General features: G+C 62.5%; 18 protein-coding genes. 12 read left to right on the top strand and 6 right to left on the bottom strand.

The window, feature by feature from the left end; translation table 11 throughout:
• The first annotated feature begins 32 nt into the window (after positions 1-32).
• Both ACZ5WQ_RS10780 and hemH read left to right on the top strand, forming a co-directional pair.
• A complete protein-coding gene (locus ACZ5WQ_RS10780) occupies positions 33-926 on the top strand; it encodes a TIGR01777 family oxidoreductase (protein ID WP_088273161.1) in 894 nt (297 codons plus the stop codon).
• Positions 927-968: 42 nt separating this feature from the next.
• Positions 969-1,991, top strand: a complete 1,023-nt coding sequence (gene hemH / locus ACZ5WQ_RS10775; RefSeq protein WP_228246634.1) for a ferrochelatase — start codon at positions 969-971, stop codon at positions 1,989-1,991.
• Between the two features lie 42 nt (positions 1,992-2,033).
• Here the strand turns inward: hemH and ACZ5WQ_RS10770 are convergent, their stop codons facing one another.
• Positions 2,034-2,666: a LysE family translocator gene (locus ACZ5WQ_RS10770; RefSeq protein ID WP_269688609.1), complete on the bottom strand. Its 633-nt coding sequence runs from the start codon at positions 2,664-2,666 to the stop codon at positions 2,034-2,036.
• A 63-nt stretch (positions 2,667-2,729) separates the two neighbouring features.
• On the opposite strand from ACZ5WQ_RS10770, the gene ACZ5WQ_RS10765 reads away from it, so the two are divergent.
• The 6 genes from ACZ5WQ_RS10765 to ACZ5WQ_RS10740 all read left to right on the top strand — a co-directional run bounded on the left by ACZ5WQ_RS10765 (position 2,730) and on the right by ACZ5WQ_RS10740 (position 8,781).
• Complete coding sequence (locus ACZ5WQ_RS10765; RefSeq protein WP_269688610.1) at positions 2,730-3,695, top strand: 2-hydroxyacid dehydrogenase; 966 nt, start codon at positions 2,730-2,732, stop codon at positions 3,693-3,695.
• A gap of 163 nt (positions 3,696-3,858) precedes the next feature.
• Positions 3,859-4,320, top strand: coding sequence for a type IV pilus modification protein PilV (gene pilV / locus ACZ5WQ_RS10760; protein ID WP_269688611.1), 462 nt, complete (start codon positions 3,859-3,861; stop codon positions 4,318-4,320).
• Entirely contained in the window at positions 4,317-5,090 is a 774-nt protein-coding gene (locus ACZ5WQ_RS10755) for a PilW family protein (RefSeq protein ID WP_269688612.1), read from the top strand. The genes pilV and ACZ5WQ_RS10755 overlap by 4 nt, the downstream gene beginning before the upstream one ends.
• The gene (locus ACZ5WQ_RS10750; RefSeq protein WP_269688613.1) at positions 5,083-5,535 is read left to right on the top strand and encodes a pilus assembly PilX family protein; all 453 of its coding nucleotides are present in this window, start codon (positions 5,083-5,085) and stop codon (positions 5,533-5,535) included. Before ACZ5WQ_RS10755 ends, ACZ5WQ_RS10750 begins: the two co-directional genes overlap by 8 nt.
• Positions 5,516-8,386 (top strand): pilus assembly protein, encoded by a 2,871-nt coding sequence (locus tag ACZ5WQ_RS10745; protein ID WP_269688614.1) that lies wholly within the window; start codon positions 5,516-5,518, stop codon positions 8,384-8,386. Before ACZ5WQ_RS10750 ends, ACZ5WQ_RS10745 begins: the two co-directional genes overlap by 20 nt.
• Complete coding sequence (locus ACZ5WQ_RS10740; protein WP_269688615.1) at positions 8,383-8,781, top strand: type IV pilin protein; 399 nt, start codon at positions 8,383-8,385, stop codon at positions 8,779-8,781. The genes ACZ5WQ_RS10745 and ACZ5WQ_RS10740 overlap by 4 nt, the downstream gene beginning before the upstream one ends.
• Positions 8,782-8,787: 6 nt before the next feature.
• Here the strand turns inward: ACZ5WQ_RS10740 and ACZ5WQ_RS10735 are convergent, their stop codons facing one another.
• Positions 8,788-10,035 carry a uracil-xanthine permease family protein gene (locus ACZ5WQ_RS10735; RefSeq protein WP_228246642.1) on the bottom strand — a complete coding sequence of 416 codons (1,248 nt, stop codon included), beginning with the start codon at positions 10,033-10,035 and terminating at the stop codon, positions 8,788-8,790.
• Complete coding sequence (gene upp / locus ACZ5WQ_RS10730) at positions 10,035-10,676, bottom strand: uracil phosphoribosyltransferase (protein WP_088273170.1); 642 nt, start codon at positions 10,674-10,676, stop codon at positions 10,035-10,037. The genes ACZ5WQ_RS10735 and upp overlap by 1 nt, the downstream gene beginning before the upstream one ends.
• A 164-nt stretch (positions 10,677-10,840) precedes the next feature.
• On the opposite strand from upp, the gene ACZ5WQ_RS10725 reads away from it, so the two are divergent.
• From ACZ5WQ_RS10725 to ACZ5WQ_RS10715, 3 genes are all read left to right on the top strand, one after another.
• Positions 10,841-11,398 carry a hypoxanthine-guanine phosphoribosyltransferase gene (locus ACZ5WQ_RS10725; protein WP_088273171.1) on the top strand — a complete coding sequence of 186 codons (558 nt, stop codon included), beginning with the start codon at positions 10,841-10,843 and terminating at the stop codon, positions 11,396-11,398.
• A 3-nt stretch (positions 11,399-11,401) separates the two neighbouring features.
• Positions 11,402-11,890: a hypothetical protein gene (locus ACZ5WQ_RS10720; RefSeq protein WP_228246643.1), complete on the top strand. Its 489-nt coding sequence runs from the start codon at positions 11,402-11,404 to the stop codon at positions 11,888-11,890.
• A 67-nt stretch (positions 11,891-11,957) separates the two neighbouring features.
• Entirely contained in the window at positions 11,958-12,251 is a 294-nt protein-coding gene (locus tag ACZ5WQ_RS10715) for a PA4642 family protein (protein ID WP_088273173.1), read from the top strand.
• On the opposite strand, the gene ACZ5WQ_RS10710 is transcribed toward ACZ5WQ_RS10715, so the two are convergent.
• Positions 12,248-12,463, bottom strand: a complete 216-nt coding sequence (locus ACZ5WQ_RS10710; protein WP_464382303.1) for a hypothetical protein — start codon at positions 12,461-12,463, stop codon at positions 12,248-12,250. The genes ACZ5WQ_RS10715 and ACZ5WQ_RS10710 overlap by 4 nt on opposite strands.
• Positions 12,464-12,638: 175 nt before the next feature.
• Between ACZ5WQ_RS10710 and ACZ5WQ_RS10705 the strand changes: the two genes are divergently transcribed.
• Complete coding sequence (locus ACZ5WQ_RS10705; RefSeq protein ID WP_088273175.1) at positions 12,639-13,223, top strand: YajG family lipoprotein; 585 nt, start codon at positions 12,639-12,641, stop codon at positions 13,221-13,223.
• Positions 13,224-13,283: 60 nt separating this feature from the next.
• Here ACZ5WQ_RS10705 and ACZ5WQ_RS10700 read toward each other — a convergent pair whose 3' ends face one another.
• Positions 13,284-15,332, bottom strand: coding sequence for a BCCT family transporter (locus ACZ5WQ_RS10700; protein ID WP_464382302.1), 2,049 nt, complete (start codon positions 15,330-15,332; stop codon positions 13,284-13,286).
• Positions 15,333-15,488: 156 nt separating this feature from the next.
• The gene (locus ACZ5WQ_RS10695; protein WP_269688618.1) at positions 15,489-15,881 is read right to left on the bottom strand and encodes a septal ring lytic transglycosylase RlpA family protein; all 393 of its coding nucleotides are present in this window, start codon (positions 15,879-15,881) and stop codon (positions 15,489-15,491) included.
• Positions 15,882-15,925: the final 44 nt, after the last annotated feature.

The raw sequence follows: 15,925 nt of genomic DNA, 5'->3' as shown, positions 1-15,925 counted from the left end.
CAACTGAGCCGGGTGCGGCGGGGAGGTCGAAGATGAAGGTATTGCTGACTGGAGCGACAGGGCTGATCGGTCGCCGGTTGTGCCGCCAGTTGCTTGAGGCTGGACACGAACTGGTGGTGTGGAGCCGGCGTCCGGCCCAGGTCCCGGCCCTGTGTGGCGAGGCAGTGCGTGGCATCGCGAGCCTGGATCAGCTGGACCAGGAGGCGCTGGATGCGGTGATCAATCTGGCCGGTGCACCCGTTGCCGACCGGCCCTGGACCCAGGCGCGCAAGGCCTTGCTCTGGGAAAGCCGGGTGTCTCTGACTGAGGAGCTGGTGCGCTGGCTGGGCGCGCGGAGCCAGCGGCCGCAGGTGCTGGTCAGTGCATCGGCCATTGGCTGGTATGGCGATGGCGCAGATCAATTGCTGACGGAAGCCAGTGCGCCGCAGGTAGAATATACCCACACGTTGTGTGATGCCTGGGAGCAGGCTGCCAAGCGCGCGGGCTCATACGGTATTCGTGTGTGTGTGCTGCGCATTGGTCTTGTCGTTGCACCGGATGGCGGGTTTTTGCAGCGCATGCGCTTGCCTTTCAGCCTGGGACTGGGTGGTCGGCTTGGTTCGGGGGAGCAGTACATGTCCTGGATTCACCATCAGGATATCGAGGCGATGCTGCAGTGGCTGATGGAATCGCCGGACTGCCGCGGCGTTTATAACGGCACTGCGCCCAACCCGGTGAGTAACCTGGAGTTCACCAAAACGCTGGGTAAGGTGCTCGGGCGGCCGACGATTCTGCCCGTGCCGGGAGTGGCTCTGAAGCTGGTGCTGGGGGAAATGTCGCGGCTGTTGCTGACTGGTCAGCGCGTGGTGCCGGCGCGGGCGCAGGAAGCCGGGTTCTGTTTCAGGTTCCGTCATCTGGAGACCGCTCTGGCGGATGTCCTGCAGTGAGCGGAGTGTCCCTTTTTTGTTTTTGTCTGCTGGAGTGAATTGATGTCTGATCGTGGGGTACTGCTGGTTAACCTGGGCTCGCCGAGCAGCACGCAGGTCGCCGATGTGAAGCGTTATCTGAACCAGTTTCTGATGGATCCCTATGTCGTTGACCTGCCCTGGCCGCTGCGGCGCCTGTTGGTCAGCCTGATTCTGGCTACCCGGCCCAAGGCATCTGCGCATGCCTATGCCTCCATCTGGTGGGATGAGGGTTCACCGCTGGTGGTCATCAGCCGTCGGGTACAGCAGGCTCTGCAGCAGCGGCTCGACATGCCGGTCGAACTGGCGATGCGCTATGGTGAGCCCTCGATTGAGCAGGGGCTGCTGGCGCTGGCACAGCGGCCAGGCGTGCGCGAGGTGCTGTTCATGCCGCAGTATCCGCAACATGCCGACAGCACCATCACCACCTCGGTTGAAGAGGCCAAGCGGGTGATCGCCAAACACGGTCTGGACCTCAAGCTCAATGTGGTACCGGCGTTCTATAACCGGCCGGAGTATATCGCCGCGCTGGCGCAGTCGGTGCAGCCTTATCTGGCAGAGGGATTTGACCATCTGTTGCTCAGCTATCATGGACTGCCGGAGCGGCACCTGCGCAAGGCTGATCCGACTGGCTCCCATTGTCTGGCCAGCGGCGATTGCTGCGAACGGGCGTCTGCAGCCACGGCAACCTGCTATCGGGCCCACTGCAGCCATGTCAGTCGGGAACTGGCGGCTGCCTTGGGGCTGGAATCGGCGCAGTGGTCACAGGCTTTCCAGTCCAGACTGGGCCGTGACAAGTGGATTGAGCCCTACACTGAAGCGCGTATCGACGAGTTGGCCGCACAGGGCGTCAAGCGCCTGCTGGTGGCCTGCCCGGCCTTTGTTGCCGACTGCATCGAAACTCTGGAGGAGATCGGTGATCGTGCCCGCGAGCAATTTATTGCAGCGGGTGGCGAGGAGCTGGTACTGATTCCCTGTCTGAACGATCAGCCGCAGTGGATCGACGTGCTGGCCGCTTGGGCGCGCGAGACGCCTGCGCTGGCCTGAGCTGGCGGTGGCCCCAGCCCAGTCTGGCAGTGGCGAGGCGCGCTAGTCGCGCTTCAGCCACTGTGACAGGGCCAGATGCAGTCCAAGCCCGATCAGCACACCTCCCATCAGCCGGTCGAACCAGTGGCCCAACCGATTGAAGGTACGGCGTACGACCTCCCGACTGAACAGCATGGCGACCAGACAGAACCAGGCTCCGGTCGCGAACGCCAGATAAACCCCGTAGCCGGCCTGCACCAGCAACGGCGTGTCATGGCTGATGACTGCCGTGAACAGTGACAGGAAGAACAGGGTGGCCTTGGGGTTCAAGCCGTTGGTAATGAAACCCTGTACGAATGCCTGTCGTGCCGATAAACGGCTGGTCTCGGACAATGCGCTATCCGCTGAAGCAGGCTGGGCCTGCAGGGCGCGAAAGCCGATATAGAGCAGGTACGCCGCCGCCAGCAGCTTCATCAGATTGAACAGCCACACCGACTGCGACACAATCAGGCCAATGCCCAGCAGCGAATAGGCTACGTGCACAAAGATGCCCAGACCAATGCCTATTGCCGTATACAGACCAATGCGGTGGCCTGCGCTTACGCTGTTGCGGATGACGACGGCAAAGTCAGGGCCGGGGCTGATCACCGCCAGCAGGTGGACCAGAGCCACCAGCAGAAACTCATTCAGGTACATGGGCGTTCTCCTTGGAGCGGTGAGTTTACCCGTCCAACGCGCCAGCAGACAGGTACAGTCAAGATGCAACACGAACTCTCTACAGTCTTTCTCGACCGCGCTACGCTGGATCTGGGCGATCTTGATCTGACAGCACTGGAGCAAGCCTGCGCCTCCTTCACCAGCTATCCCCGGACCAGCCCGCAGCAGACGGCCGAACGGCTTGCGGGGAGGCAGGTCGTCATCACCAACAAGGTGGTGATTGACCGGGCAATGATGCAGGCCAACCCGCAGCTGAAGCTGATCCTGATCGCCGCAACCGGCACCAATAATGTCGATCTGCAGGCGGCGCGGGAGCTGGGTATCGTGGTCTGCAATTGCCAAGCTTACGGCACGCCGGCGGTAGCTCAGCACACATTGATGCTGATGCTGGTACTGATCACCCGGTTCGAGTCCTACCGTCATGCAGTGCGTGACGGTGAGTGGCAGCGCAGCGAGCAGTTTTGTTTGCTGGATTACCCGATTGGCGAACTGGCAGGGCGAACGCTGGGCATTCTGGGTTACGGCGAACTGGGGCAGGCGGTCGCTCGTTTGGCCGAGGCCTTTGGCATGAAGGTACTGGTTGGCTCCCTGCCCGGACGTGAACGCAGCGGACGTCCTGCAATCACCGATTTGCTGCCGCAGATCGATGTGCTGAGCCTGCATTGTCCGCTGACCGAGCAAACCCGTGATCTGATAGGTGAAGCTGAACTTGCCCTGATGAAGCCCGGCAGCTTGCTGATCAACACCGGACGCGGAGGACTGGTCAACGAGAAGGCGCTTGCCGCCGCCTTGCGCGATGGCCATCTGGCCGGCGCCGCCTGTGATGTCCTGACGGTTGAGCCGCCGGTAAACGGAAATCCGTTGCTGGATAACAGCATACCGAATCTGGTCGTCACCCCGCACAGCGCCTGGGGCAGTCGGGAGGCCCGTCAACGTATCGTCGGGCAGCTGGAAGCCAACCTGCACAGCTTTGTGTCCGGTCGGCCACAACGTCAGGTCAATCCCTGACGGGATGTTATCGCGATCACATCAGGCGGGCCTGGCTCACCCATAGGGGTGAGGTTGCCGCGGGCTGATCACCCTAGTATGGGGCCGTCAACGGATGACGTTCGCCGCGTAGCTGCAGTCCGGCAGATCCGCCAAATGGATTTGGCTCAAGGATTCAGCCGTCATGGCTTACCACTCTCGCGCTGCCGCGGCCGGCGGCCAGCGCGGCTTCTCTCTCATTGAAGTCCTGATTGCCCTGCTGCTGGTTGCTCTGGGCGTGCTTGGGGCTGCGGCGCTTCAGCTCAACGCCCTGCGCTACACCCAGGACAGCGCCTATCGTGCCCAGGCGGCCCTGCTGGTAACCGATCTGCTGGAGCGCATGCGTGCCAATCCCGATCAGCGCGCGCTTTACGCCGGCAGCATCGCTGGCGAGTGCACAGAGGAATTCGACCCGCCGCTGTCGGTGCTGGAACAGGATCGGGTCGACTTCGCCAGTGGCGTGACCTGTCAGTTGCCGCAGGGACGCGCGCGGATAACGGTGGATGGCAAGGCCGTGAGCGTGCGTGTCAGTTGGTCACAGGCGCGCATCGAGGGCAGCACGGACGACGAACTGGTGCTCGCCGTGCAGCTGGGCGGTGGGGCATGACGGGATCTTTGCGCGGGTTCGGTCTGGTTGAACTGATGGTCGCGATGCTGCTCGGTTTGACGCTGGTGCTGGCGCTGGTCCAGTACCTTGCAAGCAGCCGGCAAACCTGGTTGTGGCAGCAGCAGAGTGCACGGATGCAGGAGGACGCACGCTATGTGCTGGGGCGCCTGTCCCGTGACCTGCGGGCCAGTGGCAGTTACGGCTGTCTGGATCTGGAGCAGGCGTTACCGGGAGGACTGCCGGAGGTGCTGGCCCGGCCGGTGCGTTTTGAGCAGGGAGTGTTGACGCTGATTACCGGTTTACCTGTGCAGCCTGTCTTTGAGACACCACAAACGATTCGAGCCGCCGATTATGGCGCACGCTGGCTGCTGGCGGGCGACTGCCGGCAGCGGGTCAGTCTGGGCGAGGAGCATACCCTGATGGTGCTGCCGGGCGACTGGCTGGTGCCGCTGCGTCAGATCGACTACCGGCAACAGGGAGGGCGAATTCAGGTTCGGGTCAATGGTGTCGGCAACTTTGAAACGCTGATCGAGCACGTTGCACGCTTCGAGCCCGGGTTCGCACTGGCGGAGAATATCGGCAACGTTGGGGTATCCGGGGGCTATCAGGCTACCCTGAGCAGCGCTGAGCAGGCACGTCTGCGCAGTGTGCGTATCGAGCTGGCGCTGGAGCCTGGCGCGTCTGGTGTGAGTGTGGGCTCTGGGCGTGGGCAGGTATTTCGCCAGGTCACGCGTCTGCGCAATCGGCCGGATGGGTTCGTCAATGAATAGCCGGCAGTCGGGCAGTGTGCTGCCCATTACTCTGATCTGTCTGCTGGCCCTGACAATCGGTGCGTTGGCGGCGAGCAGCTCGGCCCGTATTCAGCAGCAACAGGCGGCCAATCTGATGTTGGCGACGCGCTGCTTTCAGGCGGCGGAAAGCGCCATGCGTGAGCTTGAGAGCGAGCTGGCTACAGGTGAACTTGAGGTCCCTGCGCAGCCCTGTGACGGAATGCAGTGTTCCGCCGTGCCGAGTTCGGACGAGGATGGCTGGCGCCGGCGGCAGTCTGCCGGTGCGGTAGATGTTCGTTACCGAATTGAGTGGGTGGGTACCAGCCGCATGCCTGCTCAGCTGGAGGTAAGCGGCGAAAGCCGTGTTTACCTGCTTCAGGTCGACGCAAGGCTGGGGCGCAGCCGCCGGCAACTGGAGGCGATCTATGCCTATACCTTACGCTAGCAGCAGCGTTGCCGGAGTTGCTTTCGGCCTGTTGCTGAGTGCCCCTGCTGCCGGCTTTGAGCCTATGAGTCGGGCGTACAGGTCGCAAGCGGCGGTCCCGGCCAACGTGGTTATCCTGCTCGACAGCTCCAGCAGCATGGCGATGACCATGATGGGTGAGCAGAGCCGTTTGCAGGTTGCCCGCGAGGCGGTGTGGCGATTGCTGCATCAGCAGCGCAACACGCGCTTTGGTCTGTTTGCGTTCAATTCGTCCAGCGGTATCGGTACTTCACGGGAAACGGCGGGCGGCCGGTTGCTGGTTGAGGTGGCTGGTATCTCGCCCGGCATTGCCGGTGAGGAGCATCTGCGCCGGCTGGAGCAGGCACTGGACGCTCTGGCGCCTGACACCGGTACCAATCCCGATCTTTATACCTGGACGCCACTGGCGGAAACCCATTACGAAATCAGCCGCTACCTGCGTGGCATGGATTCGTTTTACAACCCCGCACAGGCCACCTACAGCAGCCCCCTGCAGTGGCGCTGCCAGCCAAGCGCTGCGCTGCTGATTACCGATGGCTTGCCCACCTACGACAGCCAGTTCCCTACCTCGGGGGATCAGGATCCGGCCGGCCTGCTGTCTGCTTCGGGTGGCCACTTCGGGTTGCCCGACTGGGACGGCAATGCCGATAACGATGCAAATGGTGAGCCGCTGCATCAGCCTGGCAGCACCTTCTACCTCGATGATGTGGCTGCCTTTGCCCGCGATCTGGATCTGCGCAGCGGCGGCCAGGATGCCGCCGGTGCGAGTTGGGATGACCCGCTTCACCCGCGTCAGTCTCTACGTACCCATGTGCTGGGGTTTGCCATCGACGACGTAAGATTGCGCTCTGCAGCACTGGCTGGCGGTGGGTTGTATCGGACGGTTGAGGACACAGGCGAACTCGGGGTCGCGTTGACCCAGATGATCAGCGAATCGTCGGAGCCGCGTCTGCTGTTGAGTCAGAGACTGGATCTGACGTCTTCCGATAGCGAGGTTGATGAGGCGCTGCTGCTGCAAATTTACCAGTCAGCGGACGGTGTCGGTGGTGAGGTCCAGCTCCGAACCCTTGATGCTGTCGGAGCGCCAGCGCAGCTCCACTGGAGCACTGAGCAGGCCTACGCCCGCGACGCTCCGCGCGGCCGACTTCAGACCTGGCGGCGGGCGGCCGGCTCGGCGGGTGTGCTGGCGCTGGATGGGGCAACCTATGCTGCTCTGGGAAGAGAACAGCGGCAGCTGCTGGAGGAGATGGCGACGGATTTGCTTGGCGAGTCGGCAGACGGAGGCCAGCAAATGCTGAACTGGTTGCGTGGGGAGCCGGTTGCCGGCCTGCGCCAGCGGCAGAACCTGCTTGGCGATCCCGGACGCTACGGGCCGGTCCTGCTGCCGGCCGGGGCGCCCTTGAACACCTCAGCGGATGGCGGCTACGCGGACTATTTAGGTGAGCGGGCACAGCTTGGCGATCTGCTGCTGTTGGGCAGCAACGACGGCTTCCTGCACGTGGTAGGGGTTGGTGGCGAGCGCCTCTACAGCTATTTCGTGGCCGCGTTATTGCCCTCACTGCGAGCCTGGGCTGCAGTGGATTATCCTGCGTCACACTCCCATCGCGCAGGTGTTGACGGACGCATTGCGCTGGCTGATCTGCGCCATGATGGTGACTGGCACACGCTCGCTGCTGCGGGGCTTGGCGCCGGTGGTCGGGGGCTGATCATGTTGCGACTGTTTGCTGAGGCGCCGGGGCAAACGTACCCTGAGGCGCTTTGGGAGCATGATGCCAGCGAGCCGGAGTGGGCCGCGTTGGGGCACGTCTACGCTGCGCCCCTGTTCATGGAGCGGGCAGGCCGCGATCTGTTGTTGACCGGAAACGGGTATGGCAGCGCTGCCGGCCAGGCCGCACTGCTGGTGATCGATGCGCTGAGCGGCGAGCTGGTTCGCCAGCTTGATCTGCCCGCCCGTCCCGGCCTTGGCAGTGACAATGGTCTGTCGGCGCTGATGCTGGAACGTGACAGTCAGGGACGTCCTGTTGCCGCTTATGGTGGCGACCTGCATGGCCAGCTCTGGCAGTTCGATCTCTCGGCGGATGATCCGACTGACTGGCAGATCGGCAATCAGGGCGCCCCCCTGTTTCGTGCGGAGCCCGGCCAGCCGCTCACGGCGGCGCCGGTCCTGTCCTACAGCGCAGCGGCCCGGGCCGATCTGCTGTTGATAGGGAGCGGCCGACTGCTGGATGTAAGTGATCCCGGCAGCACCGAGGAGCAGGCATTTTATGCGGTGCGCCGCCAGCCCGCCGAGCTGGGGCAAACCCTGTCCCCCCGCGATTTGCATGCTCAGCGGCTGCTGGGCGGTTCGCAGTCCGGCATGCGGCAGGCCTCCGGCGAGTCCGTGGACTGGCGTTTCAAGGCAGGCTGGTATCTGCCTCTGTCGGTGGGAGAACGCTCGGCGGAGCGGGTTACATCGCCGGCGATGGTGCAGGGCGGTCGGGTGGTGTTTACCACGGTGACACCGCAAGGGCAGGATCCCGATCCCTGTGTCTCGACGGCGGGCGGCTGGTTGATGATGCTGACCCTGGATGACGGTGCCATGCCGCCCCATGCCACCCTGGACACTAATCGTGACCGGCGAGTGGATGACAGCGACCCGCTTGCCGCCGGCCAGTTTCTGGATATCGGTCTGCCGCTTGGGCTGCAGATGACGCGCGGGCATACCACAGAGCCGCTGCCGCCGGCCGGGTGTGAGGGCGAGCACTATCGGGTGGCGGGCAGTGCCGGTGTGACCGAGCTGCTGGCGCAGGGGCAGTGCCAGTTGACCCGCATCCATTGGCGGCAGCTGCAATGAAGGCTCCGCGCGGCTTCAGCCTGCTTGAGCTTCTGATTGCGCTGGTTGTGGCCGGCCTGTTGGCCAGCCTCGCCTATCCGTCCTATCTCAATCACGTGCGCAAGGCGCAGCGCGTCGAGGTGAGCGCGTTACTGATGGAGAATGCGCAGCGGCTCGAGCGTCTTTACGCCAGCGGCGGGCGCTATGATCAGGGGGAGGTGGCAGGGCTGCATGTGCAGAGTCCGGCTCGCGGGCGCGCCGTGTACCGGTTGGCGGTGCAACGGCAAGCGCAAACATTTGTGCTGACGGCAGTGGCAGAGGCGGAGGGGATCATGGCCGCAGACGTGTGCGCTGCGTACAGCCTCAATCAGGCGGGGCAACGGACGCCAGCAGATGCGCTCTGCTGGCGTCGTTGAGGTCGATCAGTGAGCCGCAGGGGCTTCTTCGTCGGCCTTGGGCAGGATCAGGTTGAGCAGGATGGCAACCACGCCGCACAGGCTGATGCCTTGCAGGCTGAAGCTGTCATTGCCGATCACCATGCCACCGATACCGAAGACCAGTGTCACCGAGACGATGCACAGGTTGCGGGCCTGGGACAGGTCGACCTGATGGCGCACCAGAGTGTTCAGGCCGACCACCGCGATGGAGCCGAACAGCAGGCAAAGGATCCCGCCCATGACCGGCACCGGCATGCCCAGCAGGACGGCGCCGAACTTGTCGATAAAGGCCAGAACGATGGCAAACACCGCCGCCCAGATCATTACGTTGGGGTTGAAGTTGCGGGTCAGCATGACTGCGCCGGTGACTTCCGAGTAGGTGGTGTTGGGCGGGCCACCGAAGAACGCTGCTGCCGAGGTAGCAATACCGTCGCCGAGCAGCGTGTTCTGCAGGCCGGGCTTTTCCAGATAGTTCTTGCCAGTCACGCCGCCAATCGCAAGCACATCGCCGATGTGTTCGATGGCGGGTGCAATTGCCACAGGGATCATGAACAGGATCGCCGCCAGCTGGAATTCGGGGGTAACAAAATCCGGCACCGCCAGCCAGGGCGCTGCGGCAACCTGGGTGAAGTCGGTGACGCCCAGCAGCCAGGACAGGGCATAGCCGACCAATACGCCGGCCAGAATGGGTACCAGACGGAAAATGCCCTTGGCGAACACGGCCACGATGATGGTGGTGATCAGCGATGCGCCGGCAATCAGAATGGCGGTGTTGTATTCGACCAGCTGGGCGCTGCCGTCTCCGGCCTTGCCCATGGCCATGTTGACGGCGACCGAGGCCAGACCGAGACCAATGACCATGATCACCGGTCCTACCACAACCGGTGGCAGCAGGCGCTGAATGAAGCCTGGGCCCCACAGGCGTACCAGCAGGCTGAGCAGGATATAGACCACGCCGGCGGCGACCAGACCGCCGAGTGTGGCGGGCAGGCCCCAGGTCTGGTTGCTGTACATGATCGGGGCGATGAAGGCGAAGCTGGAGGCCAGGAAGATTGGAATCTGCCGGCGGGTGGTGAACTGGAACAACAGGGTGCCGATACCGGCGGTAAACAGGGCAACGCTGGGGTTCATGCCGGTAATCAGCGGCATCAGTACCAGTGCGCCGAAAGCCACAAACAGCATCTGGGAACCTGCCAGCGCAGTGCGCCAGCCGTGGGTCTGAACGCCTTCCATCAAACGATATCCTTCTGCTTGGTGCCAAAAATCTTGTCGCCGGCATCGCCCAGGCCCGGGATGATGTAGCCGTGCTCGTTCAGACGCTGATCAACTGATGCGGTGTAGATCTGCACGTCGGGATGGGCATCGTTGACACGCTGGATTCCCTCGGGCGCTGCTACCAGCACCAGGGCACGAATCTCGCGCGCGCCGGCCTTCTTCAGCATGTCGATGGTAGCCACCATGGAGCCGCCGGTGGCCAGCATCGGGTCGATGATCAGCGCCATACGCTGGTTCAGCTCGCCGACCAGTTTTTCCAGATAGGTGTCGGCTTCGAGGGTTTCCTCGTTGCGGGCCAGGCCGATGACGCTGACCTTGGCGCTGGGCACCAGGCTGAGTACGCCGTCCAGCATACCGAGACCGGCGCGCAGAATCGGCACCACGGTTACTTTCTTGCCGCTCAGTTTTTCCACTTCCACATCGCCACACCAGCCTTGTATGGTGTGGGTCTCGACCGCCATGTCCTGGGTTGCTTCGTAGGTCAGCAGCGCAGCAACTTCCTGCGCAAGCTCACGAAAATTCTTGGTGCTGATGTCACTGCGGCGCATCAGGCCCAGTTTGTGTCGTATCAAAGGATGGCGGATTTCTTTCACGTTCATGCTGGAACTTCTCTCTTGCGTGGAAGGGCGCGGCAATTATGGCACAGCATTGGCGTTGACAGCAGGGGCTCGTCTGTCGGAAAACCGTCTCTATACTTGTGCTTTCGTGGCGACATGGGTATTTTTCGCCCCTTTTTCCATACCGGGACCGGCGGAGGTCATGCATGGCGGTAGAACTGGATCACATCAAGCAGGTTATGGCAGAGGCTGATTGCCTGTTTACCGAGGCCGACGTCGAGGGTGCGCTGGACAACATGGCAGCCGAGATCAGGGCGCGTCTGAGCGACAGCAACCCGATCGTTTACAGTGTCATGAACGGTGGCCTGATCATCAGTGGCAAGCTGCTGCCGAAGCTGCCGTTCCCGATGGAAGTGGGTTATCTGCACGCGACTCGCTATCGCAACAAACTGTCCGGTGGTGAACTGTTCTGGAAGGCGCGTGCCGAGCATTCACTGGTCGGCCGTACCGTGCTGATCATCGATGACATTCTGGATGAAGGTCATACCCTGGCCGCCATCGTCGAGTATTGCCGGGATGCCGGTGCCGAGAATGTTTATACTGCTGTGCTGCTCGACAAACAGCACGACCGCAAGGCCTATCCGGGCATGCGTGCCGACTTTACCGGGCTGGATGTCGAGGATCGCTACATCTTCGGTTACGGTCTGGATTACAAGGGTTACTGGCGCAACGCCGCCGGCATTTTTGCCCTCAAGGGGCACTGAGGCATGATGCGTCGGGCGGTTGCGCTGACCCTGGGGGCGTTGCTGGTGCAGTCGCTTGCCGCTGCCCCGGTGGCGCTGCCGCACGATGAATATCTGCCGGAAGATCTCTACGGTCAGCGTCAGGATAAGCCCGAGCAGGTGTTATTCGAGGTGCAACGCTACAGTCTGACGGTTGCCAGCGAGTTGCGCCCGGGGGCTCGCCCGAATGATGCGCAGGCCAGCGTCTCGCTTCTGCTGGAGGGGCGCAGCGTATTGCCCGGTTCGCCGGTGCAGCGGGCGCGCCTGCAGTTTGTCGATGGCGCCGGTGGGCAGCGCGGCGCACGCCTTGCCGATGACGGTGCTCTGCTCGTCATCAACTATCCGCTGGCCCTGCTGCCCGCTATCCGGCAAATGCTCGATAGCCCCGGTACGGATTACGTGCAGGGGCGGTTCTACGGTAACGGTCTGATCTGGGCCGATCTCCATTCTGCGCCGGTCCCGGCTGCGGACTGAGTTCCGAACTGGTGGGACGCTCGGGGGATGGTTACAATGCCGGCCCTGAACTCTCTGAGGACGTTTCATGCGTAAAGACAAGCAGAAGGTGATCGGTGAGCCGATGACCGACGAACAGGTTGCGGTATTTCTGAACGCACGCCCCTACAACAGCGACGAGTCGGTTGAGTTGCATCTGCTGGTGCGCGCCTATCGCGGCCTGCGTGTGGAAGATTTCGAGCGCTTTCTGGTGATGTTCAAGGCCGCCGGGCACGACCTGAATGCAGTGGGTGCCGATGGCCGTACCTTCCTGGCCATCGTGCGTGAACACGCGCAGGCCGAAGACTACGTCGCGGCCCTGGAAGCAGCAGGCGCCCGTTAAGCCGGCAGCATTCTCCAGCTGGCGCGGGTCTCGCGCCGGCTGATACGGGCAGCTGCCGGTAGCGGCTTGCCGATCCAGCGGGGTTGCAGCTCGTTGATCTCGACCCAGCAGCCCTGCTGCGGCTGTTGCGACAGCGCCCACACGGCAACGCAGACAGCCTGGGCGTCAAGCTGGGCGTAGTAGCGGCGGCGCGCGAACAGATTGGCGAACATGACAATTTTTCCTCTGCGACTTTGCGCGCAGCATCGCCCATCGAGATGTCAGCCTGATGACAGTTCACCTGGCCCTCTGTTGGCGCTTTCGGAACCGGAGTATGCTGCGCCTGTCCAAGGTGGCGCCGACCACTTTTCTTTTTTAATCCCGACAGACGGCAGGAGTAAGGTTCTTATGCTCAAGCGTTCAGGCATGTTGCTGCTGGCTCTTATGGCCGCGGTGCTGGTGGGCTGTGCCCACAGTCCTCAGCAGTTGACAGTGCAGCCCCAGATCAACAAGCCGCTCAGCCCGGTTGCCCGCCAGCAGCCGGTCAGTGTGCAGGTGCAGGACACCCGGCAGAACAAGGTGCTGGGAACCCGCGGCGGTATTTACCCCGACTCCAGCAACATCACTATCAGCGACAGTGCGCTGCCGGTGATTCGTCAGCAGGTTGAGCAGGCGCTGCGGCAACTGGGCTTCAGTGTTGTGCCGGAGGGCACGCCAAATGCGAACCGCTTGACGCTGAATCTGGCAGATTTGCGCTATCAGTCGCCGAAGAGCTCGGTCTATGTGACCCAGGCGGATATCAGCGCGACCTTCGTTGCCGAAGCCAGCAATATGAACCGTAATTATCAGGGACGTTTCAGCTCCTCGTTGCAGCAGCGTTTTGGCTACGCGCCTAACCAGGAAACCAATACCAAGCTGGTTACCGACGTGATGAGTGATGCCCTGACTCGGGTGTTCCAGGACCCGATGATTCTTCAGGTGCTGCAGCAGTAAGGCTTGTGCGACTGAACAAAAAAACCGGCCATGTGCCGGTTTTTTTTGCCTTCGGCCCACTCAGGTGGGTGGTTGTTGCAGCATCTCGTCGTGCTCGGCCATGTTCCAGGGCAGGACGCCCGGCGAGATGTGCAGAAAATGCAGGTATTTTTCGAAGTGGTCGAGGATGTCGCCAATGATTTCCTGCTCATCATAGCCATAAACATCATAGGTTTGCCCGCCGCGGCGCAGGAAGACCTCGGCCCGATAGTAATGCTGCTGAGCATCATCGTCGGTGCGGCGCATTTCCGGGTAGGCGAAGTCCGGCCGCAGGTATTCGCGCAGACGTATTTCGTAGACGAAATCCAGCTGGTCGGGCTTGCTGATCTGCAGATAGGCGCGGCCGTTATCGGCATCCAGGGCCGCTTCTGCCGGCCAGCCCTGGGCAACCAGTGCCTGGCTCAGGCGCTGCATGGCGGGCATGGCTGTGTTGTGGATAAAGCCCTCCACCGCCGCGCGATCGGGAAAGTTGACGATACTGGCCAGACGTTTCTTCCAGTTGGCTGCCAGACTGTTGTCGCTGTAGCGGCTGACCTGCATGTGATGCAGCAGACTGATGTCACGGTGGCCTTCGATGACCAGCGCGCGCCACATGCCGAGCATGGCAATGATCATGATGATGGCGAAGGGCAGGGCGGTGACGATGGTCATGGTCTGCAGGGCACTCAGGCCACCGGCGATCAGCAATACCGCGGCAACTACCCCCTCCAGGATCGCCCAAAAGGCGCGTTGCCATACCGGTGTCTGCAGCACGCCGCCGGAGGCCAGCGAGTCGATCACCAGCGAACCGGAGTCCGATGAGGTGACGAAAAAGGTGACGATCAGTACCACGGTCACGAACGACACGATGCTGGTCAGTGGCAGATGCTCGAACAGCTTGAACAGCGCAATCGCCTTGTCTGCCTGCACTTCGCTGATCAACGTGGTGTAGCCCTCGTTCATGATCAGGTGCAAGGCGGTATCGCCAAACACCGAGAACCAGAGGAAGGTGAAGATGGTTGGCACCAGCATGACGCCGAAGACGAACTGTCGGATGGTGCGGCCGCGGCTGATCTTGGCGATAAATAGTCCGACAAAGGGCGCCCAGGCGATGGTCCAGCCGAAGATGAACAGCGTCCAGTTGCCGATCCAGTCACTGTGGGTGTAGGCCTGCAGGTTGAAGGTGCGCTCGACAATGTTGTTCAGGTAGCTACCGGTGTTCTGCAGGAAGGCTTCGAGGATGAAGATGGAAGGGCCGACCAGAAAGACGAACAGCATCAGCGTCACCGCCAGCACCATGTTCAGGATCGACAGGTTCTTTACCCCCTTGTCCAGCCCGGCCACCACTGAAAACAGGGCGAGCGCGGTCACGGCCGCAATGGTAATCACCTGCACGCTGCTGGCTACCGGAATGCTCGGCCACAGGTAGTTCAGCCCGGCGTTGATCTGCGCGACCGACAGGCCCAGGGTGGTGGCGATACCAAACAGGGTGCCGAGGATGGCGACCACGTCGACGGCGTGCCCGATGGGGCCGTGAATGCGCTCGCCAATCAGCGGGTAGAGGGCCGAGCGCATGGACAGGGGCAGGCCGTGCCGAAAGGCAAAGTAGGCCAGTACCAGACCGACCAGGCCGTAGATCGCCCAGATATGAAAACCCCATTGAAAGAAGGCGATCTGCATGGCCTGCTTGGCCGCGTCCAGCGTTTCCGGGGCGCCGGCAGGCGGGCTGGCGAAGTGGGTCACCGGCTCGGCGACGCCGAAGAACAGCAGGGCGATCCCGTAGCCGGCCGAGAACAGCATCGCGAACCAGGCCGGGAAGCTGTATTGCGGCTCGGCGTGATCCGGCCCCAGCCGGATATTGCCCCAGCTGCTGCAGGCGACCAGCACCACAAACAGCAGAAAGCTGGCGACGGCCAGCATATAGAACCAGCCAAAGGTGGTGGTGATGTAGCTCAGCGTGCTGGAGAACAGGCTGCCGGCCAGCGCCGGATTGCTGATGGTGCCGATCACCAGAAGCAGGGTAACGATAACGGCAGGGGCAAAGACCGGAACCAGAACGGTTGATTGCCAGCCACGCTTGACGTCAGTCATGCAGATCTCCTTGTCCTGCGTAAGCCGGTCCTATGCACCGGCTGCTCCAATGGGGCGCTGAACAGGCCGCGCTGAGCGCGCCACAGGCCGGACGTTCGGCGAGCGTGTTCAGTCGTTGACTGTCAGTGGAGGGTAGCTCAGGGAGAAAAGTTCCGCTCAGTCGCTAGGCTGATCCGGGTCTGGCAACTCGATGCGCACGCGGGCGCTGCCGGCGCGAATCATGCCCAGCTGCTCTGCGGCGCGCTGGGAGACATCGATGATGCGGTGGCCGACAAAGGGGCCGCGATCATTGACGCGCACGACCACGCTGCGGCCGTTGTAGGTATTGGTGACCTTGATCAGGGTGCCGAATGGCAGTGCCGGATGGGCTGCGGTCAGGTCGGTTTCATCATAGGGTTCGCCGCTGGCGGTGCGCTTGCCGTGCAGGCGGGACGAGTAGTAGGAGGCTTTGCCAGTCTGGCTCCAGCCCGGATCGCCGAGCGATAGCGCATCGGCCCTGGCGTTCAGCGCTATCAGTGCAGTCAGTACGGTCAACAGAAAGCGCAGCATGGGGTGACGTCCGGTTAGGCGGCGGAGCCTGTATGACCGCGCCG

The organism is Halopseudomonas sp. T1L2 (assembly GCF_055397385.1).
Note: the sequence above shows the minus strand (reverse complement) of the source record. Positions and strands in the feature narration are given on the sequence as shown.